Origin of the sequence: Frigoribacterium sp. ACAM 257 (assembly GCF_007954365.1) — a bacterium.
Lineage (GTDB): Bacteria > Actinomycetota > Actinomycetes > Actinomycetales > Microbacteriaceae > Frigoribacterium.
The window spans coordinates 356,939-378,808 of the sequence record NZ_VOLO01000003.1 but is presented as its reverse complement, the minus strand read 5'-3'; the positions used below and the strand labels follow the sequence as shown (position 1 = coordinate 378,808).

Genomic DNA, 21,870 nt, shown 5'->3' with positions numbered 1-21,870 from the left:
CGACCACGGTGTCGGGCAAAACCGGACGAGGCTAACAGAGACCGGCATGTCAGATCCAGTGCAGTGCTCGCAACAGTGCCCTGACCGCATGTTTCCTCGCCGACGACCACGACGCCTCCTGCGCGCCCGCCCTGCCGCCACCCCGGCTGCCGTCCCGGCCGCGCGTACACTAGGGCAGTCCCACAACCAGGCGCCTCCCCACCGACACGGCGCCGCCCACAGAACCGGAGCAGCCCATGACGTCACCGATGCCCGAGAAGCCCGCCCTCGAGGGGCTGGAGGCCCGTTGGGGCCAGGTCTGGGAGGAGTCGGGCACCTACCGGTTCGACCGTGACCAGGCGACGCGCGCCTCCGTGTTCTCGATCGACACCCCGCCGCCGACCGCGTCGGGCAGCCTGCACATCGGCCACGTCTTCAGCTACACGCACACCGACGTCAAGGCTCGGTTCGAGCGCATGCGCGGCGCCAGCGTCTTCTACCCGATGGGCTGGGACGACAACGGCCTGCCGACCGAGCGTCGCGTGCAGAACTTCTACGGGGTGCGCTGCGACCCGTCGCTCCCCTACGACGCGTCGTTCACGCCGCCGTTCGAGGGCGGCGACGGCAAGTCGGCCAAGGCCGCCGACCAGGTGCCGATCTCGCGCCGCAACTTCGTCGAGCTCTGCGAGCGCCTCACCGTCGAGGACGAGAAGCAGTTCGAGGACGTCTGGCGCAAGCTCGGCCTCTCGGTCGACTGGACCCAGAGCTACCGCACGATCGACGACCGCTCGCAGGCGATGGCGCAGAAGGCGTTCCTCCGCAACCTCGCCCGCGGCGAGGCCTACCAGGCCGACGCTCCCACCCTGTGGGACGTCACCTTCCGCACCGCGGTCGCGCAGGCCGAGCTGGAGGACAAGGAGGTGCCGGGCGCGTACCACAAGCTCGCCTTCCACCGCACCGACGGCGAGGGCGACGTGCTCATCGACACGACGCGTCCCGAGCTGCTCCCCGCCTGCGTGGCCCTCGTCGCGCACCCCGACGACGAGCGGTACCAGGCCCTCTTCGGCACCACCGTGCGCTCGCCGCTCTTCGACGTCGAGGTCCCCGTGGTGGCGCACCACCTCGCCCAGCCCGACAAGGGCTCGGGCATCGCCATGGTCTGCACCTTCGGCGACACCAACGACGTGGTGTGGTGGCGCGAGCTGCAGCTGCCGAACCGTGCGGTGATCGGCTTCGACGGCCGCTTCGTCAGCGAGGCCCCCGCCGCGATCGAGTCGGAGGCGGGCCGCGAGGCCTACGCCCAGCTCGCCGGCAAGACGGTCTTCAGCGCGAAGGCCGCCGTCGTCGAGCAGCTGACCGCCTCGGGCGAGCTGATCGGCGAGATCCGCAAGATCTCGCACCCCGTCAAGTTCTTCGAGAAGGGCGACAAGCCGCTCGAGATCGTCTCGACCCGCCAGTGGTACATCGTCAACGGCGCCCGTGACGAGGCCCTGCAGCAGTCGCTGCTCGAGCGCGGCCGCGAGGTCGGGTTCCACCCCGACTTCATGCGCGTGCGCTACGAGAACTGGGTCAACGGCCTGAACGGCGACTGGCTCATCTCGCGCCAGCGCTTCTTCGGCGTGCCGCTGCCCGTCTGGTACCCGCTCGACGCCGACGGCAACCCCGTCTTCGACGACGTCATCGTGCCCGACGAGGCGTCGCTGCCCGTCGACCCGTCGAGCGACGCCGCCCCCGGGTACGACGAGTCGCAGCGCGGCGTTCCCGGCGGGTTCCAGGGCGAGCTCGACGTCATGGACACCTGGGCGACCTCGTCGCTCACGCCGCAGCTCGCGGGCGGCTGGGAGGCTGACCCCGAGCTGTTCGACCTCGTGTTCCCGTACTCCCTGCGCCCGCAGGGCCAGGACATCATCCGCACCTGGCTCTTCTCCACGGCGCTCCGGTCGCAGCTCGAGCACGGGACGGTCCCGTGGACGGACGCCTCGATCTCGGGCTTCATCGTCGACCCCGACCGCAAGAAGATGTCGAAGTCGAAGGGCAACGTCGTCACGCCGGCCGCGATGCTCGACGACCACGGCTCCGACGCCGTCCGCTACTGGGCCGCGTCCAGCCGGCTCGGCACCGACGCCGCCTTCGACCCGCAGAACCCGAAGCAGATCAAGATCGGCCGCCGCCTGGCGATCAAGGTGCTCAACGCGGCGAAGTTCGTCTACTCGTTCGAGCTGCCCTCGGGCGAGTTCGCGATCACCGAGCCTCTCGACCGCGACCTGCTCGCGTCGTTCGCCGCCGTCGTCGACACTGCGACGGAGGCGCTGGTCGGCTACGACCACGCCCGCGCACTCGAGGTCACCGAGAAGTTCTTCTGGACCTTCTGCGACGACTACCTCGAGCTCGTCAAGGAGCGCGCGTACGGTGCGACGACTCCCGCCGAGCAGGCCTCGGCCGTGCTCGCACTCCGCACGACGATCGACGGCCTGCTGCGCCTCCTCGCCCCGTACCTGCCGTTCGCGACGGAGGAGGTGTGGTCGTGGACCCACGACGACTCCGTGCACCGCGCCTCCTGGCCGACGGCCGCCGAGCTCGGCGAGGTGGGCGTGCCGACCGGCCTGCTCGGCCTCGTCGGCGAGGCCCTGATCGGCGTCCGTCGCGCGAAGTCGGACGCGAAGGCCTCGCAGAAGACGCCGGTCGTGTCCGCGACGATCTCGGCCCCTGCCGCGCAGCTCGAGGTGCTCCGCGGAGCAGCTTCCGACCTGGCCGCCGTGGGCAAGATCCAGTCGCTGGACTTCGTCGAGGGCGAGTCGCTGGCCGTGACCTCGATCGAGCTGGGCGAGCTGCCCGAGGCCCCTGCGGCCGCCGGCGTCCCGACCCCGGCCGCGGGCGCCTGATGCAGCTCGGCACGCGCTGGAGCGTGGGAGGCGCGGCTCCGGCCAGCCTCCCCGCCCCCGTGCTCGGCGCGGTCGCCCAGGTCGAGCGCGAGCTCGCCGACGAGGGCGTCGACGCGTCGTCCTGGCGCTGGACGCTCACGTACCTCGAGCACCGACCCGTCGTGGAGCTCGACGACGGCACGGTGATCCGCGTGGACGCCGTCACGGGCGAGGCGCACGTGCACGCCCCCGACGACGCTCCCGACGAGGACTAGCCCGAGCCGGGCGCGCACCTCCGCGTCCTCGAGCTCTGCGAGACGCCGGTCAGGCGTGGGCGACGATCTCGCCGTGCGGCATCAGCAGCCACCCGTCGGGCGCGTCCCGCCACGCGCGCCACGCGTCCGCGATCGCGTGCAGCTCGGCGTCGGTCGCGACGCCCTTCGCGATCGCGTCACCGTGGAACGCCGACTCCGTCGCGCGGGCAGCCCAGCTGTCGCCCCACCAGGTGCGCTCCTCGTCCGAGGCGAAGCACCACGAGGAGGCTGTGCTCACGACCGCCTCGAGGCCGGCCTCCAGCGCCCAGCCCTTGAGGCGCCTCCCGGCGTCGGGCTCGCCGCCGTTGCCCCGGTGCACCTGCTGGTACACGTCCATCCACCGGTCGAGGCCCGCCGACTCCGGCGCCCAGATCGTGCCGTGGTAGTCGACCTCGCGCACGGCGACCACTCCCCCGGGCCGGGCGACCCGGCGCATCTCGCGGAGGGCACCGACCGGATCCGCCACGTGCTGGAGCACCTGGTGGGCGTGGACGACGTCGAACGTGTCGTCGTCGAACGGCAGCTCGTACAGGTCGGCCGCCACGAACTCGACGTTCTCGGCGCCCCGAGACGTCGCCAGCTCAGCGGCCTGCGCCACGATCCCGGCGGCCGCGTCGACGCCCACGACACGCCCCGGGGCGAGCCGGGCGGCGAGGTCGACGGTGATCGTGCCCGGCCCGCACCCGACGTCGAGCAGCGACAGGCCCGGACGGAGGTGCGGCACGAGGTAGGCGGCGCTGTTCTCGACCGTGCGCCACGCGTGGCTCCGCAGCACGCTCTCGTGGTGCCCGTGGGTGTACGTCGCGCGCGGTGCGGTGGGTCCGCCCGGTGCGGTCGGCTCGTGCCGTGCGGTCGGTTCGCTCATGTGCCCGACCCTAGCGAGCCTCCTAGTGTGGGCGGATGACGAACCCGTTCCTCGAGCCGAGCTCCCTGCCGTACGCGTTGCCGCCCTTCGCCGAGATCACCGACGATGACTGGCTGCCGGCGTTCGACGCCGGCCTCGAGCAGCAGCGGGCCGAGCTCGAGGCGATCGCGACGGACCCGGCCGAGCCGACCTTCGCCAACACCCTCGAGGCGCTCGAGCGCAGCGGCCGCGTCCTCGCGCGGGTCGAGCACGCTTTCTTCGACAAGGCCTCGAGCGACTCGAACGTCGTCACCGACGCCCTCGAGCTCGAGCTCGCCCCCCGCCTCGCGGAGCACGCCGACGCCCTCCGCCTCGACCCGCGGATCTGGCGGCGCCTCGACTCCCTGCACATCAGGCGCGACCAGCTCGACCTCACGGCCGAGCAGCGCTACCTGCTCGAGCGCACCGTGGCCGACTTCGTCAGGGCCGGCGCCGCCCTCGACGACCAGGACAAGGAGGCGCTGCGCCAGCTGAACCAGCAGCTCTCGACCCTGACCACCCGCTTCGAGAAGGCCCTGCTGGCAGACACGAACGACCTCGCTGTCGTCGTCCGCGACCCCGCCGAGCTGCGAGGACTCAGCGAGGGCCAGCTCGGCGCGGCGGCCGAGGCGGCACGGGAGCGCGGGCTCGAGGGCGCCTGGGTCGTGTCGCTCGTGCTGCCCACCGGGCACCCGCTGCTGGCGTCGCTCGACGACCCGGCCCTGCGGGAGCGCGTCATGGACGCCTCGCTCTCCCGTGGTCGCCGCGGCGGCGAGCACGACGCTCGAGAGCTCGTGCTCGAGATCGTGCGTCTCCGCGCCCGACGTGCCGTGCTGCTCGGGTTCCCGGACCACGCCTCCTGGGTGACGGCCGGCGAGACGGCCGGCAGCCCCGCGGCCGTCGCCGGGCTGCTCGGCCGGCTCGCCGCGCCCGCCGCCCGGAACGCCGCCGCGGAACTCGCCGACCTGCGCGAGCTCGCCGCGGGCCAGGCCGCAGGGGACGGTGCTGACGGCGACGGCGACACCGCCGCCGATGCCGATGCCGCCGACCTCCGAGCCAGCGACTGGGCCTGGTGGGCCGAGAAGGTCCGCGCCCGCCGTTTCGACGTCGACACGGCCGTGATGCGCGACTACTTCGAGGCCGACCGGGTGCTTCACGACGGTGTCTTCCACGCCGCCTCGCGCCTCTACGGCCTCGAGTTCGCCGAGCGGCGGGACCTCGTCGGCCCGCATCCGGAGGCTCGGGTCTTCGAGGTGACCGAGGACGGCGGCGCGCCCGTCGGCCTGTACGTTCTCGACCTCTACACCCGCGACTCGAAGCGCGGCGGGGCGTGGATGAACCCGCTCGTGTCGCAGTCGGACCTGCTGGGGCTCCCGCCCGTGGTCGTCAACAACCTCAACGTCTCGAAGCCCCCGGCCGGCTCGCCGACCCTGCTCACGCTCGACGAGGTGACGACGCTGTTCCACGAGTTCGGGCACGCCCTGCACGGCCTGCTCGCCCGGGTCACCTACCCGTCCTTCTCGGGCACGAACGTGTTCCGCGACTTCGTGGAGTTCCCGAGCCAGGTCAACGAGATGTGGATGCTCTGGCCGGAGCTGCTGGAGAACTACGCCGTGCACCACGTCACGGGCGAGCGGATGCCCCGGGAGCTCGTCGCGAAGCTCGTCGCGTCGCGAAGCTACGGCGAGGGCTTCGCCACGAGCGAGTACCTCGCCAGCGCTCTGCTCGACCAGGCGTGGCACACGCTCTCGCCCGAGCAGGCGGACTCGGTCGACGACGTCGAGGCGTTCGAGCAGGAGGCGCTGGCCGCGGTCGGCCTCGACCTCGCCCAGGTGCCCCCTCGCTACTCGAGCACGTACTTCGCCCACACCTTCGCGGGCGGCTACGACGCCGGCTACTACTCCTACATCTGGAGCGAGGTGCTCGACGCCGACGCCGTCGAGTGGTTCGAGCAGAACGGCGGACTGAGCAGGGAGGCGGGCGGCCGGTTCCGGGCGCGCCTGCTGGGCGCCGGCGGGTCGAAGGACCCGCTCGAGGCCTACCGAGACTTCCGCGGCCGCGACGCTCGCGTCGAGCCCCTGCTGGAGCGCCGCGGCCTCGCCTGATCGCGTCCCTGCCCGGCATCTGCCGGCGGGTCCCCGTCGCCCCCGGCAGGTCGCTGGCGGAGTCGGCGGGGACGGGAGAACGCCCTGGACGACATGCGTCCAGGGCGTTCGGGAGGTGCGTCGAGGCGGCGGGCTAGGCCGACTTCTCGACGCGCTCGTCCACGAGACGCGGAACGATGGTGGGTGCCGCGTTCTCGAGCACGGAGGCGCGGGTCACGACGACCGTGCCGACCGTGTCGTCCGAGGGGACGTCGAACATGATCGGCCCGAGCACCTCTTCGAGGATCGCCCGGAGGCCGCGAGCACCGGTCTGGCGCAGGACGGCGAGGTCGGCGATCGCCTCGAGAGCCTCGTGCTCGAACTGCAGCTCGACGCCGTCGATCTCGAACATGCGCTGGTACTGCCGCACGAGGGCGTTCTTCGGCTCGGTGAGGATCTGCATCAGGGCAGCCTGGTCGAGCTGGGTCACGGTCGTCACGACCGGCAGGCGCCCGATGAACTCGGGGATGAGCCCGAACTTGTGCAGGTCTTCGGGGAGGACCTCGCTGAAGAGGGCCGCCTCGTCCTCCTTGCTGTGCAGCGGGGCGCCGAAGCCGATGCCGCGCTTGCCCGCGCGGTTCGAGATGATGTCCTCGAGGCCGGAGAACGCCCCGGCGACGATGAACAGCACGTTGGTCGTGTCGACCTGGATGAACTCCTGGTGGGGGTGCTTGCGACCGCCCTGGGGAGGTACGGAGGCGACCGTGCCCTCGAGGATCTTGAGCAGCGCCTGCTGCACGCCCTCGCCCGACACGTCGCGGGTGATGGACGGGTTCTCGGCCTTGCGCGCGATCTTGTCGATCTCGTCGATGTAGATGATGCCCGTCTCGGCGCGCTTGACGTCGTAGTCCGCCGCCTGGACGAGCTTGAGCAGGATGTTCTCGACGTCCTCGCCGACGTAGCCCGCCTCGGTGAGGGCGGTCGCGTCCGCGACGGCGAACGGGACGTTGAGCCGCTTGGCCAGGGTCTGGGCGAGGTACGTCTTGCCGCAGCCCGTCGGGCCGATCAGCAGGATGTTGGACTTCGAGATCTCTACCTCGTCGGCGAGCGACTCTGCCGCCGTCAGCGTCGACGCGGCACGGATGCGCTTGTAGTGGTTGTAGACGGCCACCGAGAGGGCGCGCTTCGCGGCGTCCTGCCCGATCACGTACTCCTCGAGGAACGAGTAGATCTCGCGAGGCTTGGGGAGGTCGAACTCGCTCGTGGGCTCGTCGCCCGCCTCGGCCAGGCGCTCTTCGATGATCTCGTTGCAGAGCTCGACGCACTCGTCGCAGATGTAGACGCCGGGGCCGGCGATCAACTGCTGCACCTGCTTCTGGCTCTTGCCGCAGAACGAGCACTTGAGCAGATCAGCGCTCTCACCGATGCGTGCCATGCCCGGCCTCCCTACGAGATCGTCGTCGCCCCCTGTCGGACGTCTGGAACCGAGCCTAACCCGATCCCCCGACACTCTGGGACCGACCTGCGGCTCGGACACGACGGAGCCCCGGGCAGCGCGCCCAGGGCTCCGTCGTCGCGCGGTCGTGCAGCGCAGGAGGTCAGCGCGTGAGCGCCGGCTGGTTCTTCCGCGAGGTCAGCACCTGGTCGACCAGGCCGTAGGCCAGCGCCTCGTCGGCGCCGAGGATGTTGTCGCGCTCGATGTCCCGGTTGACCTGCTCGGGGGTCTTGTTCGAGTGCTTCGACAGCGTCTCCTCGAGCCAGGTGCGCATGCGCAGCACCTCTTTCGCCTGGATCTCGATGTCCGACGCCTGGCCGCCGCTGCTGCCGCCGGTCGCGGGCTGGTGGATCAGCACGCGAGCGTTGGGGAGGGCGAGGCGCTTGCCGGGCTGACCGGCCGCGAGCAGGACGGCAGCTGCGGAGGCAGCCTGGCCGAGGCACACCGTCTGGATCTCCGGACGGATGTACTGCATCGTGTCGTAGATGGCCGTCATGGCCGTGAACGAGCCGCCGGGCGAGTTGATGTAGAGGGTGATGTCGCGATCGGGGTCCATGCTCTCGAGCACCAGCAGCTGCGCCATGATGTCGTCGGCCGAGGCGTCGTCCACCTGCACGCCGAGGAACACGATGCGGTCCTCGAAGAGCTTGGCGTAGGGATCCTGGCGCTTGTAGCCGTAGGCCGTGCGCTCTTCGAAGCTGGGGAGGATGTACCGGGAGCTCGGGGTCTGCAGTCGACCCGCGCCGCCCATCATCGGGAGTTCCATGAGTGTGTCTCTTTCTCTGCTGACGATCGGGGAGGGAGTTCTACGACTGGTCCGTGCCGGCGCCGCCGACGACGTCGGTGGCCGAGCCGCGGATGTGGTCGACGAAGCCGTACTCCAGGGCCTCCTCGGCGGTGAACCAGCGGTCGCGGTCGCCGTCCTCGTTGATCTGCTCGACGGTCTTGCCCGTCTGGGCGGCGGTGATCTCGGCCAGGCGCTGCTTCATCGAGAGGATGAGCTGGGCCTGCGTCTGGATGTCGGAGCTGGTGCCGCCGAAGCCGCCGTGCGGCTGGTGCAGCAGCACGCGGGCGTTGGGCGTGATGTAGCGCTTGCCCTTGGTGCCGGCCGTCAGGAGCAGCTGGCCCATCGAGGCCGCCATGCCGATGCCCACGGTCACGATGTCGTTCGGCACGAACTCCATGGCGTCGTAGATCGCCATGCCCGCCGTGATCGACCCGCCGGGCGAGTTGATGTAGAGGTAGATGTCCTTCTCGCTGTCCTCAGCGGCGAGGAGCAGGAGTTTCGCTGCGATCTCGTTGGCGTTCTCGTCCCGCACCTCGGAACCGAGCCAGATGATGCGGTCCTTGAGAAGTCGGTCAAAAACACTGTTGGGCAGTGTCACGTCGGCCATGGTGGAGCTCCCATTCGTTGTCGCTTGTCGTCGAATCTATCCGGTGGAACGCACGGGTTCCGGGCTGTTCGCCCACGGCAATAACTTCCGCTCCGCACGGCGACGAGACCGACCCGAGGAGGCGCGGGTGCAGTCCGGAGACGCCCGTCCCCCCGGACACGACAGAGGGCCGGGTGCACCAGCACCCGGCCCTCTCTGCGCCTGCGCCTCATCGGCGCTGACGCGTCAGCTCAGCTCACGCGTGGTCGTGACCCTCGTGGTCGTCGTCGCCGCCGACGCCCGCGGTGGCGGTGAAGGCCGACAGGTCGACCTCCTTGCCCTCGCCGTCGACGACCTTGGCCTTCGACAGCACGACCGCGAGGGCCTTGCTGCGGGCGACCTCGCCGACCATGGCGGGGATCTGGCCGTTCTGGTCGAGCACCTTGATGAACTCGCCGGGCTCCATGCCGTACTGGGCGGCGCCCTGGATCAGGTACTGGGTCAGCTCGTCCTGCTCGACCTTGACCTCTTCCTTCTCGGCGATCGCGTCGAGCAGGATCTGGTTCCGGAAGGCCTTCTCGCTGCTCTCGGTCACCTCGGTGCGGTGCTCGGCGTCCTCGAGGCGGTTCTCCTGCTCGAGGTGACGGTGCACCTCGTCCTCGACGAGCTTCTCGGGCACGGGGATCTCGACGGACTCGAGGAGCTTCTCGACGACCTGGTCACGAGCCTGGGCGCCCTGGCCGAACGTCTTCGACTTGGCCAGCTGCTCCCTCAGGTCGCCCTTGAGCTCGTCGATCGTGTCGAACTGGCTCGCGATCTGCGCGAAGTCGTCGTCGGCCTCGGGGAGCTCGCGCTCCTTGACGGCGGTGACGGTGACGGCGATCTGGGCGGTCTCGCCCTCGCGGTCCCCGCCGAGCAGCTTCGACTCGAAGGTGGTGCTCTCGTCGGCCGTGAGCGACTCGAGGGCCTCGTCGATGCCCTCGATCAGCTCGCCGGAGCCGAGCTCGTACGACACGCCCTGGGCAGTGTCGACGGTGTCGTCGCCGATGGTGGCCGTGAGGTCGATCTGGACGAAGTCGCCCGTGGTGGCGGGGCGGTCGACGGTGACGAGCGTGCCGAAGCGCGTGCGCAGGTTCGACAGCTCCTCCTCGACCTCGTCGTCGCTGATCTCGACCGAGTCGACCGTGAGCTCGATGCCCTCGTAGTCGGGCAGGTCGAAGTCGGGACGCACGTCGACCTCGACGGCGATGGTGAGGTCGCCGGAGAAGTCCTTCACGTCGGGCCACGAGACGACGTCCGCCTCGGGACGGCCCAGCACGCGGATCTCGGTCTCGGAGACGGCCTCGCGGTAGAACTTGTCGAGGCTCTCGCCGACCGCGTGGTTCAGGACCTCTTCGCGACCGACGCGCTGGTCGATGATGGGCGGCGGCACCTTGCCCTTGCGGAAGCCGGGGATGTTGATCGACTCCGCGATGTGGCCGTAGGCGTGCGTGACGCTGGGCTTGAGCTCGTCAGGGCTGACGACGATGTTGAGCTTGACGCGCGTGGGGCTGAGCTTCTCAACGGTGGTCTGGACCAATGTGGGGCTTCTCCTGTGTTGGTGGTGCTGAACTCACGTCCGAGACAGCAGGTAGACGATCGTCGGGGCGACAGGACTCGAACCTGCGATCTTCCGCCCCCAAAACGGACGCGCTAGCCACTACGCTACGCCCCGTATATCACCTGGCACGACGAGCTCCGTTGATCCCGTTGAGGTCGGGTGGAGACAAGCCTCGAGGGAGTCTAGCCGACCTGGAGAGCGCCCGTGCGGGGCCGGTCGGCGACATGCTCTATAGTTGAGTCACCCCTGTGGCAGACGCCACTCCGGGGATGTAGCTCAATGGTAGAGCCTCAGTTTTCCAAACTGATGGCGCGGGTTCGATTCCCGTCATCCCCTCTCGATGGTTCGACGCCTCCGGCGTCCGGTGCTGCAGGCACCGTGCATGAATCCTTGCCTCGATGTCATTCGTCTCTCGATGCCCTCGACGCGGCATCCCCGAAGAGGGGGCGCGTGCAGTGCCGTCTCGGTACGGAGCGCCGGTGCGCGTGCGCCATGATCTGAGGATGGATCGCGCGAAGGTCGCCCGGGCCGCGTTCACGGCGGCCGCCCTCACCCTGCTCGCGACGGGGTGCGGCGCCGGCGTGACCACCGCCTCCCCCGGGTCCGCCCCGTCCGGAGTCCCGCAGGCCGCGGCCTCCGCGGCCCCCGGCGGTGCGGACCGCGAGGCCGGCCCCGACACGGAACGCGACGCCGTGCGCGTCGCGATCGTCGGCGACTCGCTGACCGCCGGCGGCGGGCGACTGCTCAGCGACGGCCTCGACGCGAACACCTGGATGACGTACGCGCGCGGCGACGGCGTCGAGTGGGTCGGCGGCTGGGCGAAGGGCGGCAGCACGATCGAGGAACAGGCCGCCGCGGTGACCCCGGTCGCCGACGTCGACGTGCTCGTGCTGATGTCGGGCACGAACGACGTGCGCAAGGGGATCGAGTTCTCCCGGGCCGCCGCGTCGTACGACGCCGTCGTCGCCACGATCGCCCCGGAGCACGTCGTCGTCGCGGCCATCCCGCCGTACGACCGCTCCCCCGCCGCCGCCGCGCTGTACCAGCAGGCCCTGGAACGACACGTCCTCGACAGGGGCTGGACCTGGACCGACCCGTGGGGCTTCGCCCGCGACGGCCTCGTGTTCGCGGCCGGCACCTCGCCCGACGGCATCCACCCCACGACCGCCGGGTACCAGCGCCTCGGCGAGTCGCTCCGCGAGACGATCCTCGAGGTGGGCGGCACCCGGGGCGACCTGCTCCAGGCCGGCCCGGCGGCGGACGGCACGGCCGGGGGCGACCGGTCGCGCACCAGCTAGCCGGTCGACCGCCGCGACGACGTCACCGCTGCAGGAACGCGAGCACGGCGAGGACCCGGCGGTGGTCGCTCCCGCTGTCCTCGAGCAGCAGCTTCTGGAAGATCGAGGTGACGTTCTTCTCCACGGCCCCGGTGCCGATGACGAGGGCGGCGGCGATGGCGGCGTTCGTGCGCCCCTCGGCCATCAGCGTCAGCACCTCGCGCTCGCGGGGCGTGAGCGCGGCGAGGGGGTCGCCCCGTCGCCCCAGCAGCTGGGAGACGACCTGCGGGTCGAGCACCGTGCCGCCGTCGGCCACCCGGCCGAGAGCGTCCCCGAACTCGTCCACGGAGGCGACGCGGTCCTTGAGCAGGTAGCCCACTCCCCCGCTGCCGGCCTCCAACAGGTCGCGGGCGTAGGCCACCTCGACGTACTGGGAGAGCAGCAGGATGCCGAGGCCGGGACGGCGGCGCCGGGCCTCGATCGCGGCGCGCACCCCCTCGTCGGTGTGGGTCGGGGGCATCCGCACGTCGAGCACGGCCACCTCGGGCGCCTTCTCGTCGAGCTCGGCCAGGAGGGAGTCCGCGTCGCCGTAGGCGCCGACGACGTCGGCGCCTATCTCGTCGAGGAGGCGGACGAGGCCCTCGCGGAGGAGCACCGAGTCGTCCGCGACGACGACGCGCAGGGCAGGGGTCTCAGGTCGCTCGGGCACGCCCTCAGTCTAGGGAGCGGTCGTCTCCCCCTCGGCGGCCCCGTCGGCCACGAGCGGGATGCTCACGGTCACGATGGTCGGCCCGCCCGCGGGGCTCGAGATGTCGAGGAAGCCGCCGAGGCCGACGAGTCGCTCCTGCACGCCGGCGAGGCCGTGCCCGTCGCGGAGGCCGGCACCGCCCTGCCCGTCGTCCGTGACCACGAGCTCGAGCAGGGTGCCGCGGCCGTCGGGCGCCGTCCGTGTGCGCAGCGCGAGGTCGGCCGAGCTCGCCGACGAGTGCTTTCCGGTGTTGGTCACGAGCTCGGAGGCGATGAAGTAGGCGTTCCGCTCGATGTCGGCGGGCAGGACGACGTGGGCGGGCACCCGGTCCACGAGCGTCGTCGGGATGACGGCGCGGTCGACCAGGGACTCGAGCGCCGCGACCAGCCCACGGTCGAGCAGCAGAGGTGGTGCGAAGCCGCGGGACAGGGCGCGCAGCTCCTCGAGGGCCTCGCGCGACTGCGCCCGCGCCTCCTCGATCAGGGCCTTCCCCTTCTCGGGGTCGGAGTCGACCGCCCTGGCCGCCGCGGCGAGGTCCATCTGCAGACGGACGAGGCGCTGCTGCGGGCCGTCGTGGATGTCGCGCTCGAGACGACGGAGGGCGGTGCCCTCGGCGGAGAGCGCCGCGGTGCGGGAGATCTCGCGGTCGGCGAGCTCGACGGCCAGCTGGTCGCTGCGGAACCCGCCGAGCATGGCGGCCGCGATCGCGTGGTGCATCACGACGAAGCCGTGCACGACGAAGGGCATGAGCAGCACGACCCCGGCGAGCACGACCGCCCCCAGGAGGAGCAACAGGAGACCCGCCCCGCCGCCGAAGACCGTGTGCAGGCCGTTGCCGCCGGGCACGCTGCCGACGACCACGCCGCCGAAGACGAACAACAGGGCAGGGCCGGCGACCAGCAGCACGATGACGGTGGTCGTGAGGGCGGCCGCGGCGGGGAACACGACGAGGCCGTAGAGCAGGTACAGCCAGTAGTGCGGGTTCGCGAAGGCCGAGAGCGCGCGGACGGCGCGGTTGTCCGAGCGACCCCAGGTGGTGTTCGGCGTCCAGTCGACCGGACGCACCGGCCGGTCGATCGCCCAGCGCAGGCGGATCACCTCGAACGTGCCGAACCAGCGAGCGAGCCACAGGCTCGCGAAGACCACGAGGGCGAGGAAGACGAACCCGACGACCGAGTTGTCGGCACGGCCGAGCGACCGGAAGAACAGGGTGGAGAGCCCGCCGATCACCACGACCAGCACCGCCGACAGCGCCACGTAGCCGAGTTCACGGGGAAGTGCGCGCCAGCGACGCCCGTAGCCGCCGGGCGGGGGCGGCGGCGAGAGGTAGGGGTTCGTGGGGGCGCTGATGGTGCTCTCCTGGGTCATGTCTCGAGCCTCGCGGAGGCGCGGGCCCTGCCCCATGGTGCCAGCGCCCGAGAGGGCGGTGGGGTTATCCCCCCACGGCGAGGTGAGGCCAGGCTGCCCTCGGTGAGCCGAGCCTCAGCTTGCTTGCGAAATTCCCTCAGCCCTCTACCGTTGGGGAGATCGTCTAGGAAAGGACATCGCCATGACCGACGCCACCACCATCACCGTCCCCCAGGGATCCGTCGACCCCGACGTCGCCGCCGGCGTCGCGCAGTTCCTCAGCCCCATCGTGACCGACCTCACGGCGCTGTCGGTCAACGGCAAGCAGGCGCACTGGCACGTGCGCGGCATCGCGTTCGTCGCCGTGCACGAGCTGATCGACGTGGTCGTCGACCACGCCCGCGAATGGGCCGACCTCGCCGCGGAGCGCGTCGTCGCCCTCGGCCTGCCCGTCGACGCTCGCATCGAGACGGTCGCCGCCAAGACGAGCATCCCCACGACCTCGCCCGGCTTCAACCAGATCGACCGCACGATCGCCGAGCTGGTCGCCCAGATCGACGCCTCGCTCGTCGCCGTCCGCACGGCCATCGACGAGCTCGGCGAGCTCGACGCCTCCAGCCAGGACGTCGCCATCGAGATCTCCCGCGGCCTCGAGAAGGACCGCTGGTTCCTCGCCGCGCACGTCGCCGGCTGAGTCCCCACCTCCTGACGAACGAAGGCCGTCGCCCCTCGGGGCGGCGGCCTTCGTCGTGAGCTGTCCCGTCCTGACTCGGACACGGGGCCAGGTCCAGGGCCGGGCGACCTCAGAGGGCGCGGTGCGTGAACCGGCCCCCGAGCAGGGTCGCCGAGACGACCATCGCGCGCAGCTCGTGGTCCGTCGCCGTGAGCGGGTCGGCCTCCGTCACGACCAGGTCGGCCGCAGAGCCGACCTCGACGCTCGTCCAGCCGCCGGTCGACGCGGCGAGGGCCGTCCGGGCTGCCAGGCGCTGCTCCGGGTGCCACGGGTCGCGGTCGTCCCTCGCGCGCCACACGGCCGCCGCGATCGCGACCCAGGGGTCGAGGGGCGCGACCGGGGCGTCCGAGCCGAGCTGCAGTCGCACCCCCGCCTCGGCGAGGCTCCCCCAGGCGTACGAGCGCCCGGTGCGGCCGGCCCACAGCCGGTCGGCCACGTCGCGGTCGTCCATGGCGTGCTCGGGCTGGATGCTGGCCACGATCCCGAGGCGGGCGAAGCGAGCGACGTCGTCCGCGTCGAGCAGCTGCGCGTGCTCGACCGAGCCGCCGCAGCCCACCTCCTCGAGGGCGTCCAGGGCCGACGCGTTCGCCGCGTCCCCGATGGCGTGCACCGCAGGGACGAGGCCCGCCGAGGAGGCGCGTCTCAGGTGGTCGACGAGCGCCTCCCTCGCGTACGTCGCCACGCCCCGAGCCGCGGGGTCGCCCTGCATGCCGACGTAGGGGTCGTGGCACCACGCGGTGCGGGTGCCGAGCGAGCCGTCGGTGATGATCTTGGCCGGGCCCATCTCGACGAGGCCGTCCGTGTCGGGGATCACGTCGCCGGTGCGGAGGCCGCGGGCGACGACCTCGTCGAGGTCCGCCGGGTAGACGCCGGCGCGCACGCGCAGGCACGTCGTGCCCGCGGCCACCCGGCGCGCCCAGCGCTCGATCGACAGGGTCATCTCGAGGTCGACGATCCCGACGACGCCCCGCGCGGCCGCGGCCTCGGCCGCCTCGCGCACCCACTCGTCGAGCTGGTCCTCCGAGACCGTGCTCACCGCCGTGCTCACGGCGAAGGCGTCGGCCTCGCGCAGGAGGCCCGTCGGGTGACCGCCGTGTCCGTGGGCCGCGAGTGCGCGGGAGCTCAGCCAGACCGAGTGCAGGTCCTTGCTGACGAGGACGACGGGGACGTCGCCGGAGACCGCGTCGAGCAGGGCCCAGGTCGGCTCGTCGGCCCAGAGCGCGTCCTGGAAGCCGTAGCCGATCAGGGGCTGCCCGAGGGCCGGGGGCTGCGAGCGGAGGTGCTCCCCCACGAGCGACGCGGCCTCCGCGGCCGAGCCTGCCGCCGACACGTCGAGCCGGCGCCGAACGAGCGCCCACTGGTCCATGTGCACGTGGGAGTCCCAGAGGCCGGGGCCGAGCCACCGGCCGTCCAGGCCGACGATCTCGGTGCCGTCGGGGACTGAGAGCCCCTGGCCGATGTCGGCGACCACGCCGGCGACGAGCAGGACGTCGACGCGGTCGGCGTCCTCCGAGCTGTGGAGGCCGGTGAGGCGGGCGTCCCTCAGGAGGACGGGACGCGCCTCCTCGGGTCCGGTGCCGGTGCCGGGTCCGGAGGCGATCCCGACGGCGGACGGGCTGCCGCTCATCGGCCGCGGGCCCGTCGCATCTCGGCCGCGAGGGCGGGCTGGGCGTAGTGCTCGCCGTGCTCGAGCTCGTCGACGATGCGGTCGACGACCTCGGGCGCCTTGTTCTGGCTCAGCTTGGCGCGCGCGTCGAACCGGGCGACCCGCAGCCGGATGCCGACGGTGCCCTTGGCGACGCGGCGCGAGCCCTCCTCGTCGAGCGTCAGGGTCGACGGCTCGGGCATGACGCGCTCGAAGTGGTCGACGAGCTCGCCGAGCACGCGGAAGTTCTCGTCGTCCGACAGGATCTCGGGCGTGCCCCAGAGGTGCGCCGTGACGTGGTTCCAGGTGGGGATGATCTGCTCGGCGGGGTACCAGCCGGGAGACACGTAGCCGTGCGGCCCCTGGACGATCACCATGACCTCGGCAGCGCCCAGCTCGAGCGAGCGCTCGTCGGGCCTGCCCACGTGGCTGACGAGCACGATCGCGGCCGGGTCGGCAAGGTCGTCCTCGAGCACGACGGGGTAGTGCGAGGCGACGATCCCCTCCGCCGTCGAGGCGACGATCGTGGCCCACGGGTTCTCGCGGATCAGCCGCTTGACCTCGTCGACGTCGGACTGCACGAAGTGCGGAGTGTGGCGCATGGGCTCAAGTCTGGTCGACCGGGCACCAGTAGAGCTTCCGACCCGCGGCCATCTCCATCACGATGTTGGTGCCGCAGACCCGGCAGGGCAGGCCCTCGCGGTGGTAGACCCAGTGCCGGTCGGCCCGGCTGCGCAGGGCCTTCGCGTGCTGCGCCTTGGTGAGGCCGTCCATCGTCATCATCTGTCCGAGCTCGACGCCGCTCCGGAGCAGCTTCGTCCAGTCCTTGTAGATCGCCTTCAGCACGTCCTCCGGCACCTGGTTGCCGGGGGTGTGCGGGTCGAGCCGCGCCCGGAAGAGCAGCTCGGCGCGGTAGATGTTGCCGATGCCGCTCACGACGCTCTGGTCCATCAGCAGCAGGCCGATCGGGGTGCGCTTCTTCCGCACCGTCGTGACGAAGCGGTCGCTCCCCTTCTTCGGCGAGTCGACGAGCGGGTCGGGGCCGAGCTTCGCGATCGCCGTGTCGACCCCGGCGGCGTCGAGCACCTCGCACTTCGTGGGGCCGCGCAGGTCGCCGACCGCGGTGTCGGTCAGCAGGCGCACGCGCACCTGGCCGACGGGCTCGGGCGGGAACGACTCGATGTCGTCCTCGGCCTTCTCCTGCTCGGCCATCCGCACGCGGCTCCGACGAGGCGCGCCGATGCTCGCCATCGAGTCCTCGCCGTCGTCGTCCGGGGCGGCCTCCGCCTTGCGGGTGCGGGCACGACGAGTCCGCGACTCGGCCATCGAGTGGCCCGTGGCGATGTCGCCCGCGAAGTCCCACGCGCCGTAGAGGCCGAGGTGCACGTGCAGCCAGAGGCCGTTGTCGAACTCGAGGAACATCTGCTTGCCGACGGCCTTGGCGTCGACCATGGTCGCGCCGTCCAGCTTCTCGGCACCGGCGGCGAACCGCCCCTGGGGCGAGCTGACCTCACACCGGCTCCCGACGAAGGTCTGCTCGAACTGGTTGGCGATGCGGTGGACGGAATGGCCCTCGGGCACGGCGGCACCTCACTGGCTGGGGTCGATCGGGCAGGCCGATCCGACGGGGACGACGGGTCTGCGGGGCCCTCGTGGATCCCGCAGCCCTCGACGCTACGTCGTCAGTCGACCGGGTGCCCGGCGATCGCGCCCGTCGTCTCGTACTCGCCGACCTGGGCGATGCGGCGGACGTGGCGCTCGTCGTGGCTGAAGGGCTCGGCGACGAACGCGTCGATGAAGGCCAGCGCCTCCGCCTCCGTGTGCTGACGCGCGCCGATCGCGATCACGTTCGCGTCGTTGTGCTGACGGGCGAGCTTCGCCGTCGAGTCGTTCCAGACCAGGGCGGCACGGACGCCCTCGACCTTGTTCGCCGCGATCTGCTCGCCGTTGCCCGAGCCGCCGAAGACGACGCCCAGGGCCTCGTGCCCGGCCTGCCGGTCACGGACGACGGCCCGGGCCGCCGCGATGCAGAACGACGGGTAGTCGTCGAGCGGCTCGTAGCTGGTCGGGCCGTGGTCGGTGACGTCGTGGCCGGCGTCGGAGAGGTGATGGATGACGGTCTTGCTGAAGTCGAGACCGGCGTGATCGGTCGCCACGTGGATGCGCATGCTGTCGATCCTAGGACGGCCCCGGCCACGGCCCTGCGTCAGTCGAAGATCGGGCCGACCGTGCGCGTGCGCTTGATCTCGAAGAAGCCCGGGTACGAGGCGGCGGCGACGACGCCGTCCCACAGGGTCAGGGCGATCTCGCCCTTCGGCGCCGGCGAGATGACGGGACCGAAGAACGCGGTGCCGTTCACGGCGATCACGGGCGTGCCGACGTCCTGGCCGACGCGGCCGATGCCGTCGAAGTGGCTGGCCCGCATCTGCTCGTCGTACGCGTCGGAGTCGGCGTGGGCCGCGAACTCGGCGGGCAGGCCGACCTCGGCGAGCGCCGCGGGGATGACGACGTCGGCGTCGGTCTCGCCGCCCGGGTGGATGCGGGTGCCGAGCGCGTCGTAGAGGGGCTTCACGACCTGCTGGCCGTGCAGCTCGCCGGCGGCGGTGACGAGGCGCGTGTACCGCAGCATCCGGGCGAAGGCCGCCCTGTACTCGTCGCTCACGTCGTTGTCCTCGTTCAGCACCGCCAGGCTCATGACGTGGAACGTGACGTCGAGGTCGCGGTGACGGGCGACCTCGTCGACCCAGCGGCTGGTCATCCAGGCCCAGGGGCAGGAGGGGTCGAACCAGAAGTCGACGGAGGTGTGGGGCGCGGGGGCGACGGTGTCGGTCATGCCCCCAGTGAACACCCCGGCGTCGGAGGGCCGGTCTAGGCTCGTCCGGGGGCCACGAGTCCCGCAACGACACATCGAGAACGACACCTCAAGACGGATGGAGCAAGCGTGCCCGGAGAGAACCTGACCCGACTCGAGGCGCAGGAGCGCAAGAGCGTCGTCGACGTGCAGTCGTACGAGATCGAGCTCGACCTGACCCGGGGGCCCGAGGTCTTCGGCAGCTCGACGACGGTCCGCTTCACCGCGACGCCCGGCGCCTCCACCTTCATCGACGCCCTCACGCGCACGGTGCACTCGGCCACGCTGAACGGCACGCCGCTCGACCTGGCGTCCGCGAACGACGGCGTGCGGATCCAGCTCGACGGCCTGGCCGCCGAGAACGTGCTCGAGGTCACGGCCGACGCCGAGTACACCAACACGGGCGAGGGCCTGCACCGCTTCGTCGACCCCGTCGACGACGAGGTCTACCTGTACTCGCAGTTCGAGGTGCCCGACAGCCGCCGCGTCTTCGCGGTCTTCGAGCAGCCCGACCTCAAGGCGACGTTCCAGTTCACGGTGACCGCCCCCTCCCGCTGGCAGGTCGTCTCGAACCAGCCGACGCCCGAGCCCGCCGTCGACGGCGAGGTCGCCACCTGGACGTTCTCGCCCACCCCGGTGCTCTCGAGCTACATCACGGCGATCGTCGCCGGCCCCTACGACGTCGTGCGCAGCGAGCTCACGAGCTCGGACGGCCGCACGGTCCCCCTCGGCATCTTCACGCGTCGCTCGCTCACCGAGTTCCTCGACGCCGACTACATCTTCGAGAAGACGCGTCAGGGCTTCGCCTACTACGAGGAGAAGTTCCGCTACCCGTATCCGTTCGACAAGTACGACCAGCTCTTCGTGCCCGAGTTCAACGCCGGCGCGATGGAGAACGCGGGCGCCGTCACCTTCGTCGAGACCTACGTCTTCCGCAGCAAGGTGACCGACGCGATCAAGGAGCGCCGGGTCGTCACGATCCTGCACGAGCTCGCCCACATGTGGTTCGGCGACCTCGTCACCATGAAGTGGTGGAACGACCTCTGGCTGAACGAGTCGTTCGCCGAGTGGGCGTCGACCATCTCGACGGCCGAGGCCACCGAGTGGACCGAGGCCTGGACGACGTTCCAGGCGATGGAGAAGAGCTGGGCCTACCGCCAAGATCAGCTGCCCTCGACGCACCCCGTCGTCGCGACGATCAACGACCTCGAAGACGTCCAGGTCAACTTCGACGGCATCACCTACGCCAAGGGCGGGTCGGTGCTGAAGCAGCTCGTCGCCTGGGTCGGCATCGACGCCTTCTACGCCGGCGTCGCCGCGTACTTCCAGAAGCACCACCACTCGAACACCGAGCTGCGCGACCTGCTCGTCGAGCTCGAGGCCACCTCGGGGCGCGAGCTCACGAGCTGGAGCGAGAAGTGGCTCGAGACCGCGGGCGTGAACACGCTGCGTCCCGAGATCGAGACGGACGCCGACGGCGTCATCACCTCGTTCGCGCTCCTGCAGGAGGCGCCGGCCGACTACCCGACGATCCGCCCGCACCGTCTCGCGGTCGGCCTCTACGACTTCGAGGGCGACGCCCTGGTGCGGACGCACCGGGTCGAGATCGACGTCGACGGCACCCGCACCGAGGTGCCCGAGCTCGTCGGCCAGCGCCGCGGCGCCCTGGTGCTCACCAACGACGACGACCTCGCCTACGCGAAGATCCGCCTCGACGAGCAGTCGCTCGCCACCGCGATCGAGCACCTGTCGGCCATCTCCGACCCGCTGGCCCGCGCGCTCGTCTGGGGCTCCGTCTGGGACGCCACGCGCGACGCCGAGACGTCGCCGTCCGACTACGTCCGCCTCGTGCTGTCGAACATCGCGAGCGAGACCGAGTCGACGACGATCCGCACGACCCTGACCCAGCTGGTGCAGGCCGCGCGCAGCTACGTGGCGCCGTCCCGTCGGGCCGAGGTGCTCGCCGAGGTCGGCGACCGCCTCCTCGAGCTCGCGAAGGAGGCGGAGGCCGGCTCGGACGCCCAGTTCCAGTTCGTGAAGTTCTTCGCCGCCGCGGCCTCGACCCCGGCGCACGCCGACGCGCTCCGAGCCCTGCACGACGGCTCGCTCGCCCTCGACGGTCTCGAGGTCGACACCGACCTGCGCTGGGAGCTGCTCGAGGGCCTCGTGCTCGTCGGCGCCGCCGGCGAGGCCGAGATCGACGCCGCGCTCGAGGCGGACAACACCGCCAACGGCGCCCAGGCCGCCGCACGGGCCCGCGCGGCGATCCCCACGACCGAGGGCAAGCTCGCGGCCTTCGCCTCGGTCGTCGACAGCGCCGAGCAGCCGAACGCCATCGTGCGTGCGACCGCCCAGGGCTTCCAGCACACGAACGACCCTGCCGTGCTGCAGCCCGTCGTCGAGCGGTACTTCTCGTCGCTCACGGGCATCTGGGAGTCGCGCAGCTACCACATCGCCGACACGCTCGTCTCGGGCCTCTACCCGGCCGGGCTCGCCGACCAGCAGCTGGTCGAGACGACCCGCGCCTGGCTCGACGCGAACCCCGACGTCCCGGCGCTCCGGCGCATCGTCGTCGAGAGCCTCGCGGGCGTCGAGCGAGCCCTGCGGGTGCAGGCGGTCGACGCGCGGTAGCGCCGAGGCAGACGCGTCCCCACGGAGCGATGTGCGCCTCCTGCGTCAC

Annotated in this window: 18 protein-coding genes and 2 tRNA genes; 7 read left to right on the top strand and 13 right to left on the bottom strand. The window is 71.4% G+C overall.

What is annotated here, in order from left to right:
• Positions 1 to 236: 236 nt before the first annotated feature.
• Together valS and ES689_RS11615 are read left to right on the top strand one after the other, a co-directional pair.
• The gene (gene valS / locus ES689_RS11620; RefSeq protein ID WP_223269560.1) at positions 237 to 2,861 is read left to right on the top strand and encodes a valine--tRNA ligase; all 2,625 of its coding nucleotides are present in this window, start codon (positions 237 to 239) and stop codon (positions 2,859 to 2,861) included.
• On the top strand, positions 2,861 to 3,115 hold the full coding sequence (locus ES689_RS11615; RefSeq protein WP_123548234.1) for a hypothetical protein: 255 nt from the start codon (positions 2,861 to 2,863) through the stop codon (positions 3,113 to 3,115). Before valS ends, ES689_RS11615 begins: the two co-directional genes overlap by 1 nt.
• A gap of 49 nt (positions 3,116 to 3,164) precedes the next feature.
• On the opposite strand, the gene ES689_RS11610 is transcribed toward ES689_RS11615, so the two are convergent.
• Complete coding sequence (locus ES689_RS11610; protein ID WP_146904482.1) at positions 3,165 to 4,019, bottom strand: methyltransferase domain-containing protein; 855 nt, start codon at positions 4,017 to 4,019, stop codon at positions 3,165 to 3,167.
• Positions 4,020 to 4,054: 35 nt separating this feature from the next.
• Here ES689_RS11610 and ES689_RS11605 point away from each other — a divergent pair, with 35 nt between their 5' ends.
• Positions 4,055 to 6,142 (top strand): M3 family metallopeptidase, encoded by a 2,088-nt coding sequence (locus ES689_RS11605; protein WP_146904479.1) that lies wholly within the window; start codon positions 4,055 to 4,057, stop codon positions 6,140 to 6,142.
• Between the two features lie 133 nt (positions 6,143 to 6,275).
• On the opposite strand, the gene clpX is transcribed toward ES689_RS11605, so the two are convergent.
• The 5 genes from clpX to ES689_RS11580 form a co-directional block, all read right to left on the bottom strand.
• Complete coding sequence (gene clpX / locus ES689_RS11600) at positions 6,276 to 7,556, bottom strand: ATP-dependent Clp protease ATP-binding subunit ClpX (protein ID WP_146904476.1); 1,281 nt, start codon at positions 7,554 to 7,556, stop codon at positions 6,276 to 6,278.
• A 163-nt stretch (positions 7,557 to 7,719) separates the two neighbouring features.
• Positions 7,720 to 8,382 (bottom strand): ATP-dependent Clp protease proteolytic subunit, encoded by a 663-nt coding sequence (locus ES689_RS11595; protein ID WP_123548230.1) that lies wholly within the window; start codon positions 8,380 to 8,382, stop codon positions 7,720 to 7,722.
• A 40-nt stretch (positions 8,383 to 8,422) separates the two neighbouring features.
• Positions 8,423 to 9,010: an ATP-dependent Clp protease proteolytic subunit gene (locus tag ES689_RS11590; RefSeq protein WP_123548229.1), complete on the bottom strand. Its 588-nt coding sequence runs from the start codon at positions 9,008 to 9,010 to the stop codon at positions 8,423 to 8,425.
• A gap of 235 nt (positions 9,011 to 9,245) precedes the next feature.
• A complete protein-coding gene (gene tig, locus ES689_RS11585; RefSeq protein WP_146904473.1) occupies positions 9,246 to 10,568 on the bottom strand; it encodes a trigger factor in 1,323 nt (440 codons plus the stop codon).
• Positions 10,569 to 10,630: 62 nt separating this feature from the next.
• Positions 10,631 to 10,703 (bottom strand) — tRNA-Pro (locus ES689_RS11580).
• 151 nt (positions 10,704 to 10,854) lie between these two features.
• On the opposite strand from ES689_RS11580, the gene ES689_RS11575 reads away from it, so the two are divergent.
• Together ES689_RS11575 and ES689_RS11570 are read left to right on the top strand one after the other, a co-directional pair.
• Positions 10,855 to 10,925: transfer RNA gene (locus ES689_RS11575), tRNA-Gly, on the top strand.
• A 167-nt stretch (positions 10,926 to 11,092) separates the two neighbouring features.
• Positions 11,093 to 11,887, top strand: a complete 795-nt coding sequence (locus tag ES689_RS11570) for an SGNH/GDSL hydrolase family protein (protein WP_191330389.1) — start codon at positions 11,093 to 11,095, stop codon at positions 11,885 to 11,887.
• Between the two features lie 22 nt (positions 11,888 to 11,909).
• Here the strand turns inward: ES689_RS11570 and ES689_RS11565 are convergent, their stop codons facing one another.
• Entirely contained in the window at positions 11,910 to 12,548 is a 639-nt protein-coding gene (locus tag ES689_RS11565; protein WP_146904958.1) for a response regulator transcription factor, read from the bottom strand.
• Positions 12,549 to 12,584: 36 nt separating this feature from the next.
• Positions 12,585 to 13,982 (bottom strand): sensor histidine kinase, encoded by a 1,398-nt coding sequence (locus ES689_RS11560; RefSeq protein ID WP_146904467.1) that lies wholly within the window; start codon positions 13,980 to 13,982, stop codon positions 12,585 to 12,587.
• Positions 13,983 to 14,163: 181 nt separating this feature from the next.
• Between ES689_RS11560 and ES689_RS11555 the strand changes: the two genes are divergently transcribed.
• On the top strand, positions 14,164 to 14,655 hold the full coding sequence (locus ES689_RS11555; protein WP_123548224.1) for a Dps family protein: 492 nt from the start codon (positions 14,164 to 14,166) through the stop codon (positions 14,653 to 14,655).
• A gap of 109 nt (positions 14,656 to 14,764) precedes the next feature.
• On the opposite strand, the gene ES689_RS11550 is transcribed toward ES689_RS11555, so the two are convergent.
• From ES689_RS11550 to ES689_RS11530, 5 genes are all read right to left on the bottom strand, one after another.
• Positions 14,765 to 16,321 carry an amidohydrolase gene (locus tag ES689_RS11550; RefSeq protein WP_146904464.1) on the bottom strand — a complete coding sequence of 519 codons (1,557 nt, stop codon included), beginning with the start codon at positions 16,319 to 16,321 and terminating at the stop codon, positions 14,765 to 14,767.
• Positions 16,318 to 16,941: an FMN-binding negative transcriptional regulator gene (locus ES689_RS11545; RefSeq protein ID WP_146904461.1), complete on the bottom strand. Its 624-nt coding sequence runs from the start codon at positions 16,939 to 16,941 to the stop codon at positions 16,318 to 16,320. The genes ES689_RS11550 and ES689_RS11545 overlap by 4 nt, the downstream gene beginning before the upstream one ends.
• Positions 16,942 to 16,945: 4 nt before the next feature.
• Positions 16,946 to 17,920, bottom strand: coding sequence for an Fpg/Nei family DNA glycosylase (locus ES689_RS11540; RefSeq protein WP_123548221.1), 975 nt, complete (start codon positions 17,918 to 17,920; stop codon positions 16,946 to 16,948).
• Positions 17,921 to 18,021: 101 nt separating this feature from the next.
• Positions 18,022 to 18,507 carry a ribose-5-phosphate isomerase gene (locus ES689_RS11535; protein WP_146904459.1) on the bottom strand — a complete coding sequence of 162 codons (486 nt, stop codon included), beginning with the start codon at positions 18,505 to 18,507 and terminating at the stop codon, positions 18,022 to 18,024.
• A gap of 38 nt (positions 18,508 to 18,545) precedes the next feature.
• Complete coding sequence (locus ES689_RS11530; protein WP_146904456.1) at positions 18,546 to 19,172, bottom strand: DsbA family protein; 627 nt, start codon at positions 19,170 to 19,172, stop codon at positions 18,546 to 18,548.
• A gap of 108 nt (positions 19,173 to 19,280) precedes the next feature.
• Between ES689_RS11530 and pepN the strand changes: the two genes are divergently transcribed.
• Complete coding sequence (gene pepN, locus ES689_RS11525; RefSeq protein ID WP_146904454.1) at positions 19,281 to 21,821, top strand: aminopeptidase N; 2,541 nt, start codon at positions 19,281 to 19,283, stop codon at positions 21,819 to 21,821.
• Positions 21,822 to 21,870 lie beyond the last annotated feature (49 nt).

What these genes read in the sequence shown, in the direction of transcription:
- ES689_RS11605 (WP_146904479.1), top strand. Translation starts at nt 4,055, where the DNA reads ATGACGAACCCGTTCCTCGAGCCGAGCTCCCTGCCGTACGCGTTGCCG.
- ES689_RS11615 (WP_123548234.1), top strand. Translation starts at nt 2,861, where the DNA reads ATGCAGCTCGGCACGCGCTGGAGCGTGGGAGGCGCGGCTCCGGCCAGC.
- ES689_RS11550 (WP_146904464.1), bottom strand. Translation starts at nt 16,321, where the DNA reads ATGAGCGGCAGCCCGTCCGCCGTCGGGATCGCCTCCGGACCCGGCACC.
- clpX (WP_146904476.1), bottom strand. Translation starts at nt 7,556, where the DNA reads ATGGCACGCATCGGTGAGAGCGCTGATCTGCTCAAGTGCTCGTTCTGC.
- ES689_RS11535 (WP_146904459.1), bottom strand. Translation starts at nt 18,507, where the DNA reads ATGCGCATCCACGTGGCGACCGATCACGCCGGTCTCGACTTCAGCAAG.
- ES689_RS11590 (WP_123548229.1), bottom strand. Translation starts at nt 9,010, where the DNA reads ATGGCCGACGTGACACTGCCCAACAGTGTTTTTGACCGACTTCTCAAG.
- valS (WP_223269560.1), top strand. Translation starts at nt 237, where the DNA reads ATGACGTCACCGATGCCCGAGAAGCCCGCCCTCGAGGGGCTGGAGGCC.
- ES689_RS11545 (WP_146904461.1), bottom strand. Translation starts at nt 16,941, where the DNA reads ATGCGCCACACTCCGCACTTCGTGCAGTCCGACGTCGACGAGGTCAAG.
- ES689_RS11595 (WP_123548230.1), bottom strand. Translation starts at nt 8,382, where the DNA reads ATGGAACTCCCGATGATGGGCGGCGCGGGTCGACTGCAGACCCCGAGC.
- ES689_RS11570 (WP_191330389.1), top strand. Translation starts at nt 11,093, where the DNA reads ATGGATCGCGCGAAGGTCGCCCGGGCCGCGTTCACGGCGGCCGCCCTC.
- ES689_RS11555 (WP_123548224.1), top strand. Translation starts at nt 14,164, where the DNA reads ATGACCGACGCCACCACCATCACCGTCCCCCAGGGATCCGTCGACCCC.
- ES689_RS11530 (WP_146904456.1), bottom strand. Translation starts at nt 19,172, where the DNA reads ATGACCGACACCGTCGCCCCCGCGCCCCACACCTCCGTCGACTTCTGG.
- ES689_RS11560 (WP_146904467.1), bottom strand. Translation starts at nt 13,982, where the DNA reads ATGACCCAGGAGAGCACCATCAGCGCCCCCACGAACCCCTACCTCTCG.
- ES689_RS11610 (WP_146904482.1), bottom strand. Translation starts at nt 4,019, where the DNA reads ATGAGCGAACCGACCGCACGGCACGAGCCGACCGCACCGGGCGGACCC.